This is a genomic window from Micromonospora sp. WMMC415 (assembly GCF_009707425.1).
Classification (GTDB): domain Bacteria; phylum Actinomycetota; class Actinomycetes; order Mycobacteriales; family Micromonosporaceae; genus Micromonospora.
Genome location: NZ_CP046104.1, coordinates 570,430 through 585,835, shown reverse-complemented (window position 1 = coordinate 585,835; position 15,406 = coordinate 570,430). Strand labels below are relative to the sequence as shown.

The 15,406-nt window shown below is 72.2% G+C and carries 16 protein-coding genes; 12 read left to right on the top strand and 4 right to left on the bottom strand.

Going from position 1 to position 15,406, the window contains the following annotated elements; translation table 11 throughout:
• Positions 1-61 precede the first annotated feature (61 nt).
• The 6 genes from GKC29_RS02810 (at position 62) to GKC29_RS02785 (ending at position 6,265) form a co-directional block, all read left to right on the top strand.
• Entirely contained in the window at positions 62-709 is a 648-nt protein-coding gene (locus GKC29_RS02810) for a histidine phosphatase family protein (RefSeq protein ID WP_155329335.1), read from the top strand.
• Positions 709-1,284, top strand: coding sequence for a TlpA disulfide reductase family protein (locus tag GKC29_RS02805; protein ID WP_155329334.1), 576 nt, complete (start codon positions 709-711; stop codon positions 1,282-1,284). The genes GKC29_RS02810 and GKC29_RS02805 overlap by 1 nt, the downstream gene beginning before the upstream one ends.
• Positions 1,284-2,141, top strand: a complete 858-nt coding sequence (locus tag GKC29_RS02800; RefSeq protein WP_155329333.1) for a cytochrome c biogenesis CcdA family protein — start codon at positions 1,284-1,286, stop codon at positions 2,139-2,141. Before GKC29_RS02805 ends, GKC29_RS02800 begins: the two co-directional genes overlap by 1 nt.
• The gene (locus GKC29_RS02795; protein ID WP_155329332.1) at positions 2,141-3,811 is read left to right on the top strand and encodes a cytochrome c biogenesis protein ResB; all 1,671 of its coding nucleotides are present in this window, start codon (positions 2,141-2,143) and stop codon (positions 3,809-3,811) included. Before GKC29_RS02800 ends, GKC29_RS02795 begins: the two co-directional genes overlap by 1 nt.
• Positions 3,811-4,785 carry a c-type cytochrome biogenesis protein CcsB gene (gene ccsB / locus GKC29_RS02790; protein WP_155329331.1) on the top strand — a complete coding sequence of 325 codons (975 nt, stop codon included), beginning with the start codon at positions 3,811-3,813 and terminating at the stop codon, positions 4,783-4,785. The genes GKC29_RS02795 and ccsB overlap by 1 nt, the downstream gene beginning before the upstream one ends.
• A gap of 499 nt (positions 4,786-5,284) precedes the next feature.
• Positions 5,285-6,265, top strand: a complete 981-nt coding sequence (locus GKC29_RS02785; protein ID WP_230688895.1) for an ATP-binding protein — start codon at positions 5,285-5,287, stop codon at positions 6,263-6,265.
• Between the two features lie 118 nt (positions 6,266-6,383).
• On the opposite strand, the gene GKC29_RS02780 is transcribed toward GKC29_RS02785, so the two are convergent.
• On the bottom strand, positions 6,384-6,974 hold the full coding sequence (locus GKC29_RS02780; protein ID WP_155329330.1) for a protoglobin domain-containing protein: 591 nt from the start codon (positions 6,972-6,974) through the stop codon (positions 6,384-6,386).
• A 203-nt stretch (positions 6,975-7,177) separates the two neighbouring features.
• On the opposite strand from GKC29_RS02780, the gene GKC29_RS02775 reads away from it, so the two are divergent.
• Both GKC29_RS02775 and mqnP read left to right on the top strand, forming a co-directional pair.
• Positions 7,178-8,638, top strand: coding sequence for a menaquinone biosynthesis decarboxylase (locus GKC29_RS02775; protein WP_155329329.1), 1,461 nt, complete (start codon positions 7,178-7,180; stop codon positions 8,636-8,638).
• Positions 8,638-9,549, top strand: a complete 912-nt coding sequence (gene mqnP, locus GKC29_RS02770; RefSeq protein WP_155329328.1) for a menaquinone biosynthesis prenyltransferase MqnP — start codon at positions 8,638-8,640, stop codon at positions 9,547-9,549. The genes GKC29_RS02775 and mqnP overlap by 1 nt, the downstream gene beginning before the upstream one ends.
• A gap of 19 nt (positions 9,550-9,568) precedes the next feature.
• Here mqnP and GKC29_RS02765 read toward each other — a convergent pair whose 3' ends face one another.
• The gene (locus GKC29_RS02765) at positions 9,569-10,573 is read right to left on the bottom strand and encodes a terpene synthase family protein (RefSeq protein WP_155329327.1); all 1,005 of its coding nucleotides are present in this window, start codon (positions 10,571-10,573) and stop codon (positions 9,569-9,571) included.
• A gap of 171 nt (positions 10,574-10,744) precedes the next feature.
• On the opposite strand from GKC29_RS02765, the gene GKC29_RS02760 reads away from it, so the two are divergent.
• Positions 10,745-11,374: a UbiX family flavin prenyltransferase gene (locus tag GKC29_RS02760; protein WP_155329326.1), complete on the top strand. Its 630-nt coding sequence runs from the start codon at positions 10,745-10,747 to the stop codon at positions 11,372-11,374.
• Between the two features lie 68 nt (positions 11,375-11,442).
• On the opposite strand, the gene GKC29_RS02755 is transcribed toward GKC29_RS02760, so the two are convergent.
• Entirely contained in the window at positions 11,443-11,709 is a 267-nt protein-coding gene (locus GKC29_RS02755) for a BldC family transcriptional regulator (protein WP_130321259.1), read from the bottom strand.
• A 268-nt stretch (positions 11,710-11,977) separates the two neighbouring features.
• Here GKC29_RS02755 and GKC29_RS02750 point away from each other — a divergent pair, with 268 nt between their 5' ends.
• The 3 genes from GKC29_RS02750 to GKC29_RS02740 all read left to right on the top strand — a co-directional run bounded on the left by GKC29_RS02750 (position 11,978) and on the right by GKC29_RS02740 (position 14,623).
• Complete coding sequence (locus GKC29_RS02750) at positions 11,978-12,436, top strand: Lrp/AsnC family transcriptional regulator (RefSeq protein WP_155329325.1); 459 nt, start codon at positions 11,978-11,980, stop codon at positions 12,434-12,436.
• A 224-nt stretch (positions 12,437-12,660) separates the two neighbouring features.
• A complete protein-coding gene (locus GKC29_RS02745) occupies positions 12,661-13,509 on the top strand; it encodes an SDR family oxidoreductase (RefSeq protein WP_155329324.1) in 849 nt (282 codons plus the stop codon).
• 22 nt (positions 13,510-13,531) lie between these two features.
• Positions 13,532-14,623 carry a PLP-dependent cysteine synthase family protein gene (locus tag GKC29_RS02740; RefSeq protein WP_155329323.1) on the top strand — a complete coding sequence of 364 codons (1,092 nt, stop codon included), beginning with the start codon at positions 13,532-13,534 and terminating at the stop codon, positions 14,621-14,623.
• 79 nt (positions 14,624-14,702) lie between these two features.
• Here GKC29_RS02740 and GKC29_RS02735 read toward each other — a convergent pair whose 3' ends face one another.
• Entirely contained in the window at positions 14,703-15,323 is a 621-nt protein-coding gene (locus GKC29_RS02735; RefSeq protein ID WP_155333953.1) for a putative glycolipid-binding domain-containing protein, read from the bottom strand.
• Positions 15,324-15,406 lie beyond the last annotated feature (83 nt).

Here is a 15,406-nt window from a genome sequence, read left to right as displayed (position 1 = left end):
TGAGCGCGAGGAGTGCGCCGGGTCTGCGAGCCCCGCAGTCGCGAACAAGGGGGGCGCAGCGGTGAGCAAGACGGTGGTCCACGTGCTGCGGCACGGCGAGGTGTACAACCCCGAGGGCATCCTCTACGGCCGGCTGCCGGGCTTCCGCCTGTCCGAGCTGGGCGTGCAGATGGCGAAGGCCGCCGCGCAGGGGCTCGCCGAGCGGGAGGTCGTGCACGTGGTGGCCAGCCCGCTGGAGCGCGCCCAGCAGACCGCCGAGCCGATCGCCGCGCAGTTCGGGCTGCCGGTCGGTGTCGACGAGCGGCTGATCGAGAGCGCCAACTGGTTCGAGGGTAAGAAGGTGTCCCCGGGCGACGGGTCGTTCCGCGACCCGCGCAACTGGTGGGTACTGCGCGACCCGGTGACGCCGAGCTGGGGTGAGGCGTACCGCGCGATCGCGGAGCGCATGTTCGCCGCCCTGCACGCCGCCCGCGTCGCCGCCGAGGGGCGGGAGGCCGTCCTCGTCTCCCACCAGCTGCCGATCTGGACCCTGCGCCGGTACGTCGAACGCAAGCGCCTCTGGCACGACCCGCGTAAGCGGCAGTGCGGGCTGGCCAGCCTCACCTCCTTCCACTTCGACGGCGCCAAGGTGGTCGGCATCGGGTACACCGAGCCGGCCGCGCACCTGATCGCGATGTCGCCGACCGCCCGGACAGCCAAGGGGGCGTGATGAACCGGCCTCTCAGGTTGACCGCCGGCCTGCTCGCCGCCGTCGCCACGGCGGCGCTCGCCGCCTGCTCCCCGTCGAACGCGGAGAAGGCCTGCGACAACCGGGACGGGATCATCGAGTGCGCTCCGGACCAGCGTTCCGCCGCCCCGGAACTCGCCGGTGAGCTGCTCGACGGCGGCAGCTACGACGTGGCACGCGACCGCGGCCAGGTCGTGGTGGTCAACTTCTGGGGTTCCTGGTGCGCGCCCTGCCGCGCCGAGGCCGACGACCTGGAGGCGACCTACCAGGCGACCAAGGGCTCCGGCGTGACGTTCCTCGGCATCAACATCCAGGACCAGCGGGACAAGGCGAAGGCGTTCGAGGAGGGCCGGGTGACGTACCCGAGCCTGTTCGACCCGCCGAGCCGCCTGGCGCTCGCGCTGGACATCCCGCCGAACACCATCCCGGCCACCGTCGTGCTCGACCGGGAGGGCCGGATCGCCACCGTGATCCGGGCCGCCGTCAAGCAGGAGGGCCTCCAGCCCATCGTCGAGCGGATCGCCGCGGAGTCGCCCGCGCCGACCGGCCAGCGCTGATGGGCGAGACGTTCCGCGAGCTCGCGCAGTCCGGTCCGCTGCTGCTCGCCATCGGCGCGGCGGCCCTGGCCGGCCTGGTGAGCTTCCTGTCCCCCTGCGTCCTCCCCCTGATGCCCGGCTACCTCTCCTACGTAACGGGCCTAGCCGGCGCCGACCTCGAAGGACGCCGCGAAAGGAAGGGCCCCCTCTTAACGTCTCCGGTAGAGGAAGGGCCCCCTGTTAACACCTCGGGCGGGGGCGTGGCGGTGCGGGAACGCACCCGGGCCGCCGCGGCGGCCGTCAAGGGCCGGGTGCTCGCCGGCACGCTGCTGTTCATCGCCGGCTTCACCGTCGTCTTCACCGCCACCGCGATCCTGTTCGCCACCGTCGGCAAGGTCCTCTTCCAGTACGAGCGGACGCTGGAGATCGTCATCGGCGGGCTGATCGTGCTCCTCGGGCTGAGCTACGTCGGGGCGCTGCCCGGGTTGCAGCGCGAGTTCCGCATCCAGAAGCTGCCGTCCGCCGGGCTGCTCGGCGCGCCGGTGCTCGGCGCGGTCTTCGCGCTGAGCTGGGTGCCCTGCACCGGCCCGACGCTCGGCGCGGTGCTGGGAATGGCCACCGTCGGGGGCCAGACCGACCGGGCGGTGGTGCTCGCCGTGGCGTACTGCCTCGGGCTGGGGGTGCCGTTCCTCGTCTTCGGGCTGGGCTTCCAGCGCCTGCTCGGGGTCTTCCGCGCCGTCCGGCGCAACAGCCGGTGGGTCACCCGGGTCGGCGGCGTGCTGCTGATCCTGATCGGCCTCGCCCTCGTGACCGGCGGCTGGACCAACTTCGTGAGCTGGTTGCAGGCCACCGTCGGCGCCGGTGAGGTGAGCATCTGATGACCGTCGTGGACGAGCGGCCGGCCCCGCCGGCCGAGGCGCCCCGGCGCCGCCCCAACCCGGTACTCGCGTTGCTGCGCAACTCGTGGCGGCAGCTCACCAGCATGCGTACCGCGCTGGTGCTGCTCTTCCTGCTCGCGGTCGCCGCGATCCCCGGCTCCGTCCTGCCGCAGCGCGGCGTCAACCCGGAGGACGTACGGGACTACTTCGCCGCCCATCCGGACCTGGCCCCGGTGCTGGACCGGCTGGGCGCGTTCGAGGCGTTCGGGTCGGTCTGGTTCTCGGCGATCTACCTGCTGCTCTTCACGTCGCTGATCGGCTGCATCACGCCCCGGCTCCGGGACCACGTCCGGGCCCTGCGGTCGCAGCCGCCCGCTGTCCCGAAGCGGCTCGACCGGCTGCCCCAGCACGCCGTCCTCGCGGCCCCGGCCGGCGGTGCCGCAGCGATCGCCGAGTCGCTGCGCCGCCGCCGCTGGCGGGTGGTGGTGCGGGGTGACGAGGTCTCCGCCGAGAAGGGGTACCTCAAGGAGACCGGCAACCTGCTCTTCCACACCTCGATGGTGGTGGTGCTGGTCGGTGTCGCGCTCGGCTCGTGGTACGGCTGGAGCGGCAACCGCCTGCTGGTGGCCGGCGCGGAAAACGCGTTCTGCAACACCCAGCAGCAGTACGCGGAGACGTCGTTCGGTGCCCGGGTGGGCAGCGCCGACCTGCCGGGGTTCTGCCTGAGCTTGAACGACTTCGAGGCGGAGTTCCTGGAGTCCAACGGCCAGCCGGAGTCCTTCAACGCGGAGGTGACCGTCGACGAGGACGGCGGCGCCCCGCGCCCGGCCGAGTTCTCGGTCAACTCGCCGCTGCGCCTGGACGGCGCGAACGTCTACCTGCTCGGCCACGGGTACGCCCCGGTGGTCCGCTACACCGATCGCTTCGGCCGCAGCCAGACCAGCACGACCCCGTTCCTCACCACCGGAGACATCGGGATCACCGGCGAGGGCGTGGCGACCTTCCCCGACGCCAACGTCGACCCGGCCACCGGCAAGCGCGACGCGAACCTCCAGATGGCCTTCTCCGGCCTGTACCTGCCGACCGCCCCGCAGGAGGGCCCGTTCGTCCGGTCCGAGTTCCCGACCGAGCGCAACCCGCTGCTCAACCTCGTCGCGTACCGGGGCAACCTGGGCCTGGACGCCGGCATCCCCGGCTCGGTGTACGAGCTGGATCAGCGACAGGTGCGGGAAGGCAAGGTCAAGGAGGTCGGCACGAAGCTGCTCAAGGTCGGCGAGGCCTGGACGCTGGACGACGGCTCAAAGCTGGAGTTCCTGGGCACCGAGCCGTACATCGTGCTGTCGGTGCGGTACGACCCGGGTGCGACGCTGCTGCTGGCCAGCTCCGGCACGCTGCTGCTGGGCCTGATGGGCTCGCTCTTCGGCCGCCGGCGCCGGGTCTTCTTCCGGGTGCTGCCCCCCGCCGGGGTGACGGCCGGTGACCCCGCCGGTGGATCTCCGACGGGCGGTAGTAGTTTGGTCGAGGCCGGTGGGCTGCCGCGCACCGACCATCCCGGGTTCGCCGACGAGTTCGCGCAGCTCGTGGCCGCGGTCAGCGGCGACGGGACGCGGGACGAGCGGGTCGGTGCCGGTCCTGACGACCAGGCCGGGGCGCGAGAAGGAGCCGAGTGATGTCCGCACTCTCCGACCAGCTGGTGTCGTTCGCGATCCTGGCGTACCTGGTCGCGATGATCAGCCACGCCGTCGAGTACGCGCTCGGCAACGCCCGTACCCGGGCCGCCGCGCCCGCCCGCGAGCTGGTCGGCGCGGGCGTGGGAGCGCCCGGCGAGGTCGTCGCGAAGGTGCCGGCGGCCGACGGTACGGCAGCGGCCGAACGCACCGCCGCGCGGGCCCGGCTGGCCGGCCGGATCGCCGTCGGCGCGACCGCCGTGGCCGCCCTGCTGCACCTGGGTGCGCTGGTCACGCGCGGCCTCGCCGCCGACCGGATGCCCTGGGGCAACATGTACGAGTTCGTGCTGACGGTCTCGTTCATCGGGACCGCGGGCTGGCTCGCCGTGCTGTGGAAGCGCCCGCCGCTGCGCCGCCTCGGGCTGTTCCTGACGCTGGTCATGGTGCTGCTGGTGGCGACCGCCGAGCTGGTGCTGTACACGCCGATCGTCCCGCTGGTGCCGGCGCTCAACTCGTACTGGTTCGTCGTCCACGTCTCGACGATCGTGTTCAGTTCCGGGGTCTTCCTGCTCGGTGTGGTGCCGGCGGTCGCGTACCTGATGCGGGCGGGCTGGGAACAGGGCCGGCGGAGCTTCCCGTACACCCTCGCCAGGCGGATGCCGGCGGCGGCGGCCCTGGAACGGCTGACCTTCGTGCTGCACGCGTTCTCGTTCCCGATCTTCACCTTCGCGGTGATCGCCGGGGCGATCTGGGCCGAGGCGGCCTGGGGCCGGCCGTGGGGCTGGGACCCGAAGGAGACCTGGGCGTTCATCTCCTGGGTGGTGTACGCGGGCTACCTGCACGCCCGGGCCACACCGAGCGTGAAGCGGAACGTGGCGACCTGGCTGGCCGTGCTCGGCTTCCTCACCGTGCTGATGAACCTGTTCGGCGTGAACATCTTCTTCGAGGGCCTGCACTCGTACGCCGGCATCGACTGACCCTGCATTTTGTATAACTACAGTTATAAGAAGTGTAGTTATACTTTGCGTCCATGGAGCTGAGCAAGCCCGCGGAAATCTTCGACCGTGACGTCGAGTGGGCGGAGTTGGTCCGCTTCGCCACCGACGACCGGCGAGGTGCCACGTTGGGCGTGGTGAGCGGGCGCCGCCGGCAGGGCAAGACGTTGCTGCTGTACGAACTGGCCCGCGCCGCGGGCGGCTTCTACTTCGGGGCGACCGAGGCGACACCGACGGAGTCGCTGCGGCGGCTGGGCGAGGCGCTCGGCCGGCACACAGGTGCCCCTGGGCCGGTCCATCTGGCCGACTGGTCGAGCGCGGTTGACGCGCTGCTGGCCCTGGGTCGCGAACGCCAGCTCCCCGTGGTGATCGACGAGTTTCCCTACCTGGCTCGGGCGAGCCGTGACCTGCCGTCGGTAATCCAGCACGCACTCACCCCGGGCCGCGCGGAGCGCACCGACTCCCGTTCCCGTCTGCTGCTGTGCGGCGGGCCGGGCTCGAACTTCCCGTCGCACCCCTCGACTACCGGGCGGCGGCGGCCTTCTGGGGGATCAGTGACCCGTCGCTCGCCGCCCGGGTGTTCGCCATCGTCGGGGGCACACCGGCCTACCGGCGGGAGTACGTGCAGGACGACTCGCCCGAGGGGCCCGGCGACTTCGACGACTGGGTCGTGCGGGCGGTGCTGAATCCCGCGCGTCCACTGTTCCGTGAGGCGCGCTACCTGCTCGCCGAGGATCCGGACCTGCGGGACACGGCCGTCTACCACTCCGTACTCGCGGCGGTCGCCGAAGGCAACGGCACCCGGGGCGGCATCGCCGGCTTCATCGGGCGCAAGGCCACCGATCTGCAGCACCCGCTCACGGTGCTCGAGGACGCCGGCCTCCTGGTTCGCGAGCCGGACCCGCTGCGCAGCGGCCGTAGCCGATACCGCATCGCGGAGCCTCTCATCACCTTCTACCAGACCGTCATGCGGCCGGCCTGGACGGCGCTGGAGCAGCGGCGTGGCACGGACGTCTGGCGACGTTCCGAGCGACGGTACACGAGCGGGGTGCTGGGCCCGGCGTTCGAAGAGATCGTCCGGCAGTGGGCCGTGCGCTTCGCCGCGCCCGATACGCTGGGCGGCATCGCCGCCGAGGCGAGCTCGGGTGTGCTGACCGACCCAGCAAGCCGGACGAGCCTGGAACTCGACCTCGTCGCGCTCGGAGAGCCGCCACCTGGCGACGGCCCCCGTCCGCTGCTCGCCGTCGGTGAGGTCAAGTGGGGCCGTACGTTGGGCGTCCCTGACCTGGACCGGCTGGCCAGAGCGCGTGACCTGCTCGTCGCCCGACCCGGCCTGGACGCCCGTAGTGCCCAGCTGTTGCTCGCCAGTGGTGCGGGGTTCACCGATGACCTGCGCCAGGTCGCCCAACGCCGGCCTGACGTGGTTCTCGTCGACCCGGCGCGGCTCTACACCGGTGACTGAACTGCCGCGGGACGCACCGCCCGGGGGTGATGCCGGGGACCAGTTGGCCGGGGTGATCGACCGCAGGTCGTCCTCCATCGCGGCGACCCGGTCCGGGCCGAACGTGTCCGCCCGGCGATCACCAACAGCCGGTAGCGGTGAACGGCCTGCTCCACAGGGCGACCTGGAGGACGACCGACTTCAGCCACGCCTGGTGCATGGCCTCGACCTCGTCCGCGCTGTGCCCCTTGTTGGCGAGGAACGGCCGGATGGTCGTGGTGATCGGGACGATGAACGCGATGATGTGCCGCAGGTTGATCAGCGGTACCGAGGGGGCGTTGTCGGTCGCGTTCTTGCGTTGCGGGGTGTGCCGTAGCCCGATCTCCTCGGCGTAGTCCAGCCACGCCGGGTCGTACGGCCGGTTGCAGGTGTCCAGGATCCACTGGCCGAACCGGCCGCGTACGCGCTGCTGGTAGTCCTCGATCGGCTGGCCGCCCGGAGTGGCGAAGTAGGCGGCGAGATGCGGGTGGGCGGTCACGAAGCCGTACCAGACGTCGAGGATGTCCTCGATCTGATCGGCCAGCACCTCGCCCGCGGTGCGCAGTGCCGCCTCGTCGCTCGGCGCGAACATCGCGCTGGCCTTGATCTGGTCGAGATCGGCGAGGGTGACGGGGGATCGGGCGACCCGATCCGTGCCGTACGTGTATCCGGCGACCTTCGTTCCCGTCATCTGGTAATCCTCCGTCGCTCGCATCGGGGATGTGGGACTCGACTTCCTGCCGAGGAGGGTACGGTCTGAATCCCGGCATGCGTGCTGAAGCGGCACGAACCCATCCGAAGGGTGCGGGCGGCGATGGGTCAGCGTCGTCGCGGCAAGCCGGGGGACCGACCCGCCTCGGCCGGTCACGACCGGGATGCGGGAGACTTGCGGGTATGGCGGCTCGTGGCTTCCCGTACACCGATCTCAAGGACTTCCTCGTGGCGCTGGAGCGCGCGGGTGAGCTGCGGCGGGTGACCGTCCCCGTCGACCCCACCCTGGAGATCAGCGAGATCGTCACCCGCACGGTCCGCGCGGGTGGCCCGGTGCTGCTCTTCGAGCGCCCGACCCGCGGTGAGATGCCGGTGGCGATCAACCTGTTCGGCACCGAGAAGCGGATGGCGATGGCGCTCGGCGTCGATTCGCTGGACGAGATCGGCGCCCGGATCGGCGCTCTGGTCAAGCCGGAACTCCCGGTCGGCTGGTCCGGCATCCGTGAGGGCCTGGGCAAGGTCATGCAGCTCAAGTCGGTGCCGCCGCGCAAGGTGAAGACCGCGCCCTGCCAGCAGGTGGTGTACCGGGGCGAGGACGTCGACCTGAACCGGCTGCCCGGCCTGCAGGTGTGGCCCGGCGACGGCGGGATCTTCCACAACTTCGGCCTGACCCACACCAAGCACCCGGAGACCGGCAAGCGCAACCTCGGGTTGTACCGGCTCCAGCAGCACAGCCGGAACACGCTGGGCATGCACTGGCAGATCCACAAGGACTCCACGGCGCACCACGCGGTCGCCGAGCGGCTCGGCCAGCGGCTGCCGGTCGCCATCGCCATCGGCTGCGACCCGGTGGTCTCGTACTCGGCGAGCGCCCCGCTCCCCGGCGACATCGACGAGTACCTGTTCGCCGGCTTCCTGCGCGGCGAGCGGGTCGAGATGGTCGACTGCCTGACCGTGCCCCTTCAGGTCCCGGCCCACGCCCAGGTGGTGCTCGAGGGGTACATCGAGCCCGGCGAGCGGCTGCCCGAGGGCCCGTTCGGCGACCACACCGGCTTCTACACCCCGGTCGAGCCGTTCCCGGTCCTGCACGTCGAGACCATGACCATGCAGCGCGACCCGGTCTACCACTCGATCGTCACCTCCAAGCCGCCACAGGAGGACCACGGCCTCGGCAAGGCCACCGAGCGGATCTTCCAGCCGCTGCTCAAGCTGCTGATCCCGGACATCGTCGACTACGACCTACCCGCCGCCGGCGTCTTCCACAACTGCGCGATCGTGTCGATCCGCAAGCGCTACCCGAAGCACGCCCAGAAGGTCATGAACGCGATCTGGGGCGCACACCTGATGTCGCTGACCAAGCTGATCGTGATCGTCGACGAGGACTGCGACGTGCACGACTACAACGAGGTGGCCTTCCGCGCCTTCGGCAACGTCGACTACGCCCGCGACCTGCTGCTCACCGAGGGGCCGGTCGACCACCTCGACCACTCGTCGTACCAGCAGTTCTGGGGCGGCAAGGCGGGTGTCGACGCCACCCGCAAGCTCCCCGAGGAGGGTTACACCCGGGGCTGGCCCGAGGAGATGACCATGAGCCCCGAGGTGGTCTCGCTGGTCGACAAGCGCTGGAAGGAGTACGGCGTCTGATGGCCGTCGTCGACGCGCCGGTCGAGCGGCCGGGCCGGGTGAGGTCATTCCTCAAGCTCGTGGCGATTGAGCACTCCGTGTTCGCGTTGCCGTTCGCGTACCTCTCCGCGTTGACCGCGATGGAGGTGACCGGCGGACGGGTGCGCTGGCTCGACCTGCTGCTGATCACCGTGGCGATGGTCGGGGCGCGGACGTTCGCGATGGCCGCCAACCGGATCCTCGACCGGCGGATCGACGCGCGGAACCCGCGTACCGCGAACCGGGAACTGGTGACCGGAGCGGTGAGCCTGCGGACGGCCTGGACCGGCGCGGCGGTCGCGCTGGTCGTGTTCCTGGCCGCCGCCGCCCTGCTCAACCCGCTCTGCCTGGTGCTCGCGCCGCTCGCCGTGGTGCCGCTGGTCGTCTACCCATACGGCAAGCGGTTCACCAACTGGCCGCACGCGATCCTCGCGTTGGCGCAGGCGGTCGGCCCGGTCGGCGCCTGGCTCGCGGTGACCGGCACCTTCGCCGGTTCGTGGCCCGCGTGGCTGCTCGGGGCGGCGGTGGGGCTGTGGATCGGCGGCTTCGACCTGATCTACGCGTGCCAGGACGCCGAGGTGGACCGGGAGATCGGCGTGCACAGCGTGCCGGCCCGCTACGGGCTGCGTTTCGCGCTGCACGCCTCGACCGTCGCGCACGTGGTGACCTTCGCCTTGTTCATCTGGTTCGGCGTACTGGTGGGCTTCGGCTGGCTCTGGTGGATCGGGCTGGCACTGACCGCGGTCGCCTTCGCGTACCAGCACGTGGTGGTGAGCCCGACCGACCTGAGCCGGGTCAACCGGGCGTTCTTCACGGCCAACGGCTTCGTCGGCATCGCGCTGTTCGTCTTCGCCCTGCTCGACCTGGTGGTCCGGCTCGGCCTGCGGCCCTGACCGGCCGCCCCGGCCGGTGTTAAGAAGGGGCCCCTGCCCTACCGGAGGCGTTAAGAAGGGGCCCTTCCTTACCCGCGTAGCGGGTGCTCTCGACGGTCCAGTCGATGGTGCCCCGGACGGCGTTGGAGATCACGTCCAGGTGGTCGCCGACCGCGGCGTCCACCGCCCGGCCGAACGACGGCACCGCCGCGCGTAACTCCACGAAGCGGCGCATCGACTCCCGCCAGCGATCGGCGACCAGCGCGACCGCCTCGGCCAGCGGCACCCGCCGCTCACCGGCGACCGCCAGCACCAGGTTGTGCCCCACGGCGGTGGGCTGCTCCCGATCCAGCGACGCGAGGTCGTTGTACCAGGACAGCAGGTCGTTGCCGGTGTCGGCGACCTGCCGCAGCGCCGGGTGGTGGTAGACCGCGTCCGGCAGCGGGCGCCCGGTCACGAACTCCACCAGCGGGTACGACAGGTACGCCGCCGAGGTGGCGCGCCGCAGCTCGATGTACTCGGCGACACCCGGCCGGTGGCCGGCGGCCTTGCCGACCGCTTCCCGCCAGGTGCCGTCGAGGTGGTGGGCGACCGCGTCGGCGACCCGCGTCCGCCACCGCGCCGGCATCCGGCGGCGCGGCTCCCGCCACGCGCGGACCAGCAGCCGCCGCAGCCCACCGTCCAGCCCGGGGGACCGGAGGCGGGCCCCGCCGTGCAGCACGGTCAGCGTCCCGGTGCGCAGTGCGCGGATCTCGTCCGGGGCGAGCCGCTGCGGCCCGTCGCAGGCGTCGTCGACGAGGAAGAACCAGGTGAAGAGCGCGGTCAGCACCCGCAGGTCGGCCTCGGTGGCGCCCGGGTAGAGCCGGCCGGCGTACCGGGCGACGCCGGCGGCGGCCAGCCGCCGCCGGGCCGCGGCGTTCAGCGGCAGGTCGAGACCGGGCAGCAACTCGTCGACGAGCCACCGCTGCACCGCGTCGGCGTACGGCGAGATCCGGGGCGCGATCGGGCACTCGGCCCGCAGCGACCAGAGGACCGCCCCGGTCATCACCGATTCCTCCCGCGTGCGAGCTGCCGACGATGCATATCGCTGCGGAGAGCATGTCAGGTTGGCGGGATGCCCGCCTTCCGGGGCGGACAAGCTGGCTGAGTGGGGTGGGAAACCTCCCAAACCGGGGGTGCCATCGGCCGGGCTGCGACGACCAGGCAGGCTGGAGGCATGCGCGAACCATGGGTGGTCGGGGTGTCCGGGGCGTCCGGCACGCCGTACGCCGCCGCCGTCGTTCGGGCGCTGCTCGACGCCGGCGAACCGGTGGACCTCATCGTCTCCCGGGCCGCCCGGTTGACCATCCTCGACGAGACCGGTCGGTCGTTCCGCGACGGGCACTGGGCCGAGGACCTGGCCGCCTGGCTGGGGCAGGACCTCGTCGGCGCCGACGTCCGCCACTGGCCGGCGGGCGACCTGGCGGCCGGGCCCAGCAGCGGCTCGTATCCGGTACGCGGCATGGCGGTGGTCCCGGCGAGCACGGCGGCCTGCGCCGGCATCGCCATCGGCCTCTCCAAGGACCTGCTGCAACGGGCGGCCGAGGTCAACCTCAAGGAGCGCCGGCCGGTGGTCGTGGTCCCCCGTGAGACGCCCGTGACGCGGAGCCACCTGGAGCACCTCATCGCCCTGCACGACGCCGGTGCGGTGGTACTACCGGCCAGCCCCGGCTTCTACGGGGCGGGAGCGGCGGCCTCCGCCGCTCAACTCGTGGACTTCGTCGCGGGCAAGGTGCTGGACGCCCTGGGCGTACCGCACACGCTCTTCCGCCGCTGGTCGGGCGAGTTGGGCGCGGCGCGCGAGTGAAGCGCGCGCCGGTCCGATCGGCGCGCGGACCGGTTGCCAGGATCCGGTCCGCGCGACGTCACACCGCTTCAGTACATCCCGGCGTTGGCCGGGCCGGAACCGGTCGAGGCGGTAGGGCCCGCGTTGCGTGGCTTGCCCATGTCCTCCGCCTCGTCCAACATGCCCTCCCCCTCGAGCAGGGCCCGCACCTCGGATTCCCGAAACCGGCGATGCCCGCCTGGAGTCCGGATACTGCCTATCCGGCCCGCCGCCGCCCACCTCGTCACAGTCTTGGGATCAACCCGAAACAGCGCGGCGACCTCACCCGGTGTCAGCAGGCGATCTCCAGTGTCCACAGCCCCCTCCTCGCGTCGACGAAGCCCCCGGCTGAACACACTGCCCCCGGCCGGTGCGAGCCCAGAGCCGTCATGAGGGACGTATGGCAATTACAGCACCGGCGACCTGGCTTGTCCGCCAAACGCGAAAAACCCACTGAGTGGGAAGTTAGGAAATGTTACCCGCGAACGTCCGTCTTCACGGCTGGTTTGTGAACAATTACGCTCCGTATGCTCATCCGGGACCGCGCACTCGGCGTGACCACCGTGGGACTAGGGTCTACAGTCCGTGGACGCGATCGACCTGAGCCTCGTTGAGCTGCTGCGCGGCAACGCCCGCCTCTCCTACGCCGAGCTGGCCCGACAGGTGGGGCTCTCCGCCCCGGCCGTGCACGAACGGGTCGGCAAGCTGGAGTCCAGCGGCGTGATCCGCGCGTACCGGGCCGAGGTGGAGCCGGAGACCATCGGCCTGGGCGTGACCGCCATCATCGGCATCGTCGAGGACTCGGCCGCGGACACCGACGACGTGCTGGAGGCGTTCCGGGCCATCCCCGAGATCGAGTCCTGCTACTTCATGGCGGGGGTCGAGTCGTTCCTGCTCAAGGCCCGGGTCGGGACGATCGCCGAGCTGGAGGCGCTCATCGTGCGCCTGAACCGCACCCCGGGCGTGGCGTCCACCCGTACCTCGATCGCCCTGTCGACCAAGTGGGAGAACCGGCCCCAGCCCGTCGCCCCACCGCCCGCCTGACCCGGTCGCCCGCAGTCCACCTCCCCAATTCCCGGCCGGCGACCCCGAAGCGGACGCTGTCGAGCTGCCCCGTCGGTGCGACCACGTCGGCCGGTCCGGGCCGGCGTCGCCGCCCCGTCCATGAGGGCAGCTCGACAGGAGACGGACACCGTCCCGACCGGCACGGAGGAGCGTCGCCGTCGCGGCTCTGGCGGCAACCGGACCGGCGGTAGTAGCGTGCGCCGATGACCATCCCGACGACCGGCGCGGGCACCGTCGCCCCCGGTGCCGCCGTGGTGACCGGCGCGGCCGGGGGACTCGGGCAGGCCATCGCCGCCGCGCTGCACGCCGACGGGTGGCCGGTCCTCCTCACCGACCTCGACCCCGACGCGGTGGCCGCCGCCGCGGCACCGCTGGGCGGGTGGTCCCGCGCGCTGGACGTCCGCGACGAGGCGGCCTGCGTCGACGTCGCGGCCGAGGCGGCCGGACGCGGCGGTCTCGGGCTCTGGGTCAACAACGCCGGAATCCTCGTCACCGGCCCCTCCTGGGAGCACGACGCGGCGACCCGACGCCGGGTGCTGGAGGTCAACACGCTCGGCGCGATGAACGGCAGCCTCGCGGCGCTGGCGGTCATGCGGAGCCAGGGGCACGGGCACGTGCTGAACGTCGTCTCGCTCGCCGGGCTGGTGGCCGCCCCGGGTGAGACCGTCTACGCGGCCAGCAAGCACGCCCTCGTCGCGTTCAGCATCGGTACGCAGGCCGACCTGCGGCTGGCCGGGCACCGGGAGGTACACGTGTCGTGCCTGTGCCCGGACGGGATCTGGACGCCGATGCTGCACGACCGGCTGGACGACCCGGGCGCCGCCGCCTCCTTCACCGGGACGCTGCTCACGCCGGAACGCGTGGCCCGCCGGGCCGCGCGACTGGCCCGGCGGCCACGCCCGGTGGTCGCCGTCCCGCGCTGGCGGGGCGCGCAGGTCCGCCTCCTCGACGCGCTGCCCGGCGCGGCGCTGCGGCTCCTGCCGGCGGTGATGGCCGTCGGCCGGGCCGGCCAGCGCCGGCAGCGCCGCCGGACCGGCGGCGGGCCGTACTGACCAGGCTTGCTAGGTTTCCCGGGTGACTCATCTCGACCGGTGCGACGAGGCCAGCCGGCGGTGGGTGACCGAGGCGATCGCCACCGTCGAGGCGGACGCGAACCGGTCCGCCGACACCCACCTGCTGCCGTTCCCGTTGCCCCGGGAGTGGGGGATCGACCTCTACCTCAAGGACGAGTCAGTGCACCCGACCGGTTCCCTGAAGCACCGGCTGGCCCGGTCGCTGTTCCTGTACGGGCTCTGTAACGGCTGGATCGGGCCCGGCACCACGATCGTGGAGGCCTCCTCCGGGTCGACTGCGGTCTCCGAGGCGTACTTCGCCCGGATGCTCGGGTTGCCGTTCATCGCGGTGATGCCGGCCTCCACGTCCCCCGAGAAGATCGCGAAGATCGAGTTCCAGGGCGGTCGGTGCCATCTGGTCGACGACCCGGCCAAGGTGGTCGTCGAGGCGCGCTGGCTGGCCGAGGACTCGGCCGGCCACTTCATGGATCAGTTCACGTACGCCGAGCGGGCCACCGACTGGCGGGGCAACAACAACATCGCCGAGTCGATCTTCTCCCAGCTCGCCCTGGAGCGGCACCCCGTACCGGCGTGGGTGGTGGTCGGAGCCGGCACCGGCGGCACCAGCGCCACGATCGGCCGGTACGCCCGCTACCGGCGGCTGCCCACCAAGCTCTGCGTCGTGGACCCGGAGAACTCGGCGTTCTACCCGGCGTGGCAGGCCGCCGACTGGTCGGTGCGCACCGGACGCGGCTCCCGGATCGAGGGGATCGGCCGGCCCACCGTCGAGGCGTCCTTCCTGCCCTCGGTGGTGGACCGGATGGTGCAGGTGCCGGACGCCGCCTCCCTGGCCGCCATGCGGGCCGGCTCGGCCGTCCTCGGCCGGCAGGTCGGCGGCTCCACCGGGACCAACCTGTGGGGCGCGTTCGGGCTGATCGCCGAGCTGCTGGCCGAGGGCCGCACCGGTTCGGTCGTCACGCTGATCTGCGACGCCGGGGACCGCTACGCCGACACCTACTACGCCGACGACTGGGTCGCCGCCCAGGGCCTCGACCTGGCCCCGCACCTGGCCACCGTCGAACGCTTCCTCGCCGACGGCGCCTGGCCCGCCTGACAGCAGCCCGCTCGACGCGGCACGGCCCGGGAACGCCGGGCAGCCTGTTCAGCGCCCGCCGAGCCCGGGGGAACTCCGGTCAGCGCGGCGCGGCCCGCTCCGCGAGTCCCGGGTAGCGCAGCACGTACCCGTCGCCGTCCACGTCCAGTTCGGCGGTGAACGTGTCGCTGGTGAAACGCACCCGGCCGGGGCCCAGTCCCGTGTAGACCTGCTCGGCGGCGACCACCACCAGGCTCGGCACCAGCACCCAGGCGACCGCGATCCGGTGCGGCGTGTCGGCGGGCCCGCCGGCCAGGCCGAGCCGGCGTACCGGCAGGGTGTTGAAGAGCGCCGACCCGCCCAGGTCGACGTCGAGGGCGTCGGCCAGGCGATCCGGGTCGTCGGTGCCCGGCAGGCCGGCGGGCGGCTGACCGGCGGCGGCCAGCGCGGCGTCCAGGTCGCCCTGCTCGGCCGTGGTCACCCGCCACCGGTCGACCGCCCGTTCCAGGCGTACGCTGCGCAGCCAGCCCGACCCCTCGGCCTCCACGACCAGGCTCGTGGTGACCCAGTCCGGATCGGTGCCGAGCTGGTACCGGCACGTGTACGGGATCGGGTCCACGGCGACCTGGGTGCCCCGCGCCGTCAACCCCTGCCCGTCGTCGACGAGGGCGTGCTCGGCGCCGGCGGTGTCGGTCCGGGTCCAGAGGAACGACTTCGGCATCGTCGGCATGAACCGACGCTACGCGACCCGGCGCGGCCGGGCAGCGCAGTCGGCGGCGCGGCCGGTGATCGGATCCGCCGTGG

Coding starts and splice junctions, on each gene's coding strand:
- GKC29_RS02805 (WP_155329334.1), top strand. CDS start 709: ATGAACCGGCCTCTCAGGTTGACCGCCGGCCTGCTCGCCGCCGTCGCC.
- GKC29_RS02800 (WP_155329333.1), top strand. CDS start 1,284: ATGGGCGAGACGTTCCGCGAGCTCGCGCAGTCCGGTCCGCTGCTGCTC.
- GKC29_RS02795 (WP_155329332.1), top strand. CDS start 2,141: ATGACCGTCGTGGACGAGCGGCCGGCCCCGCCGGCCGAGGCGCCCCGG.
- ccsB (WP_155329331.1), top strand. CDS start 3,811: ATGTCCGCACTCTCCGACCAGCTGGTGTCGTTCGCGATCCTGGCGTAC.
- GKC29_RS02780 (WP_155329330.1), bottom strand. CDS start 6,974: ATGACGGGAACGAAGGTCGCCGGATACACGTACGGCACGGATCGGGTC.
- GKC29_RS02775 (WP_155329329.1), top strand. CDS start 7,178: ATGGCGGCTCGTGGCTTCCCGTACACCGATCTCAAGGACTTCCTCGTG.
- mqnP (WP_155329328.1), top strand. CDS start 8,638: ATGGCCGTCGTCGACGCGCCGGTCGAGCGGCCGGGCCGGGTGAGGTCA.
- GKC29_RS02765 (WP_155329327.1), bottom strand. CDS start 10,573: ATGACCGGGGCGGTCCTCTGGTCGCTGCGGGCCGAGTGCCCGATCGCG.
- GKC29_RS02760 (WP_155329326.1), top strand. CDS start 10,745: ATGCGCGAACCATGGGTGGTCGGGGTGTCCGGGGCGTCCGGCACGCCG.
- GKC29_RS02745 (WP_155329324.1), top strand. CDS start 12,661: ATGACCATCCCGACGACCGGCGCGGGCACCGTCGCCCCCGGTGCCGCC.
- GKC29_RS02735 (WP_155333953.1), bottom strand. CDS start 15,323: ATGCCGAAGTCGTTCCTCTGGACCCGGACCGACACCGCCGGCGCCGAG.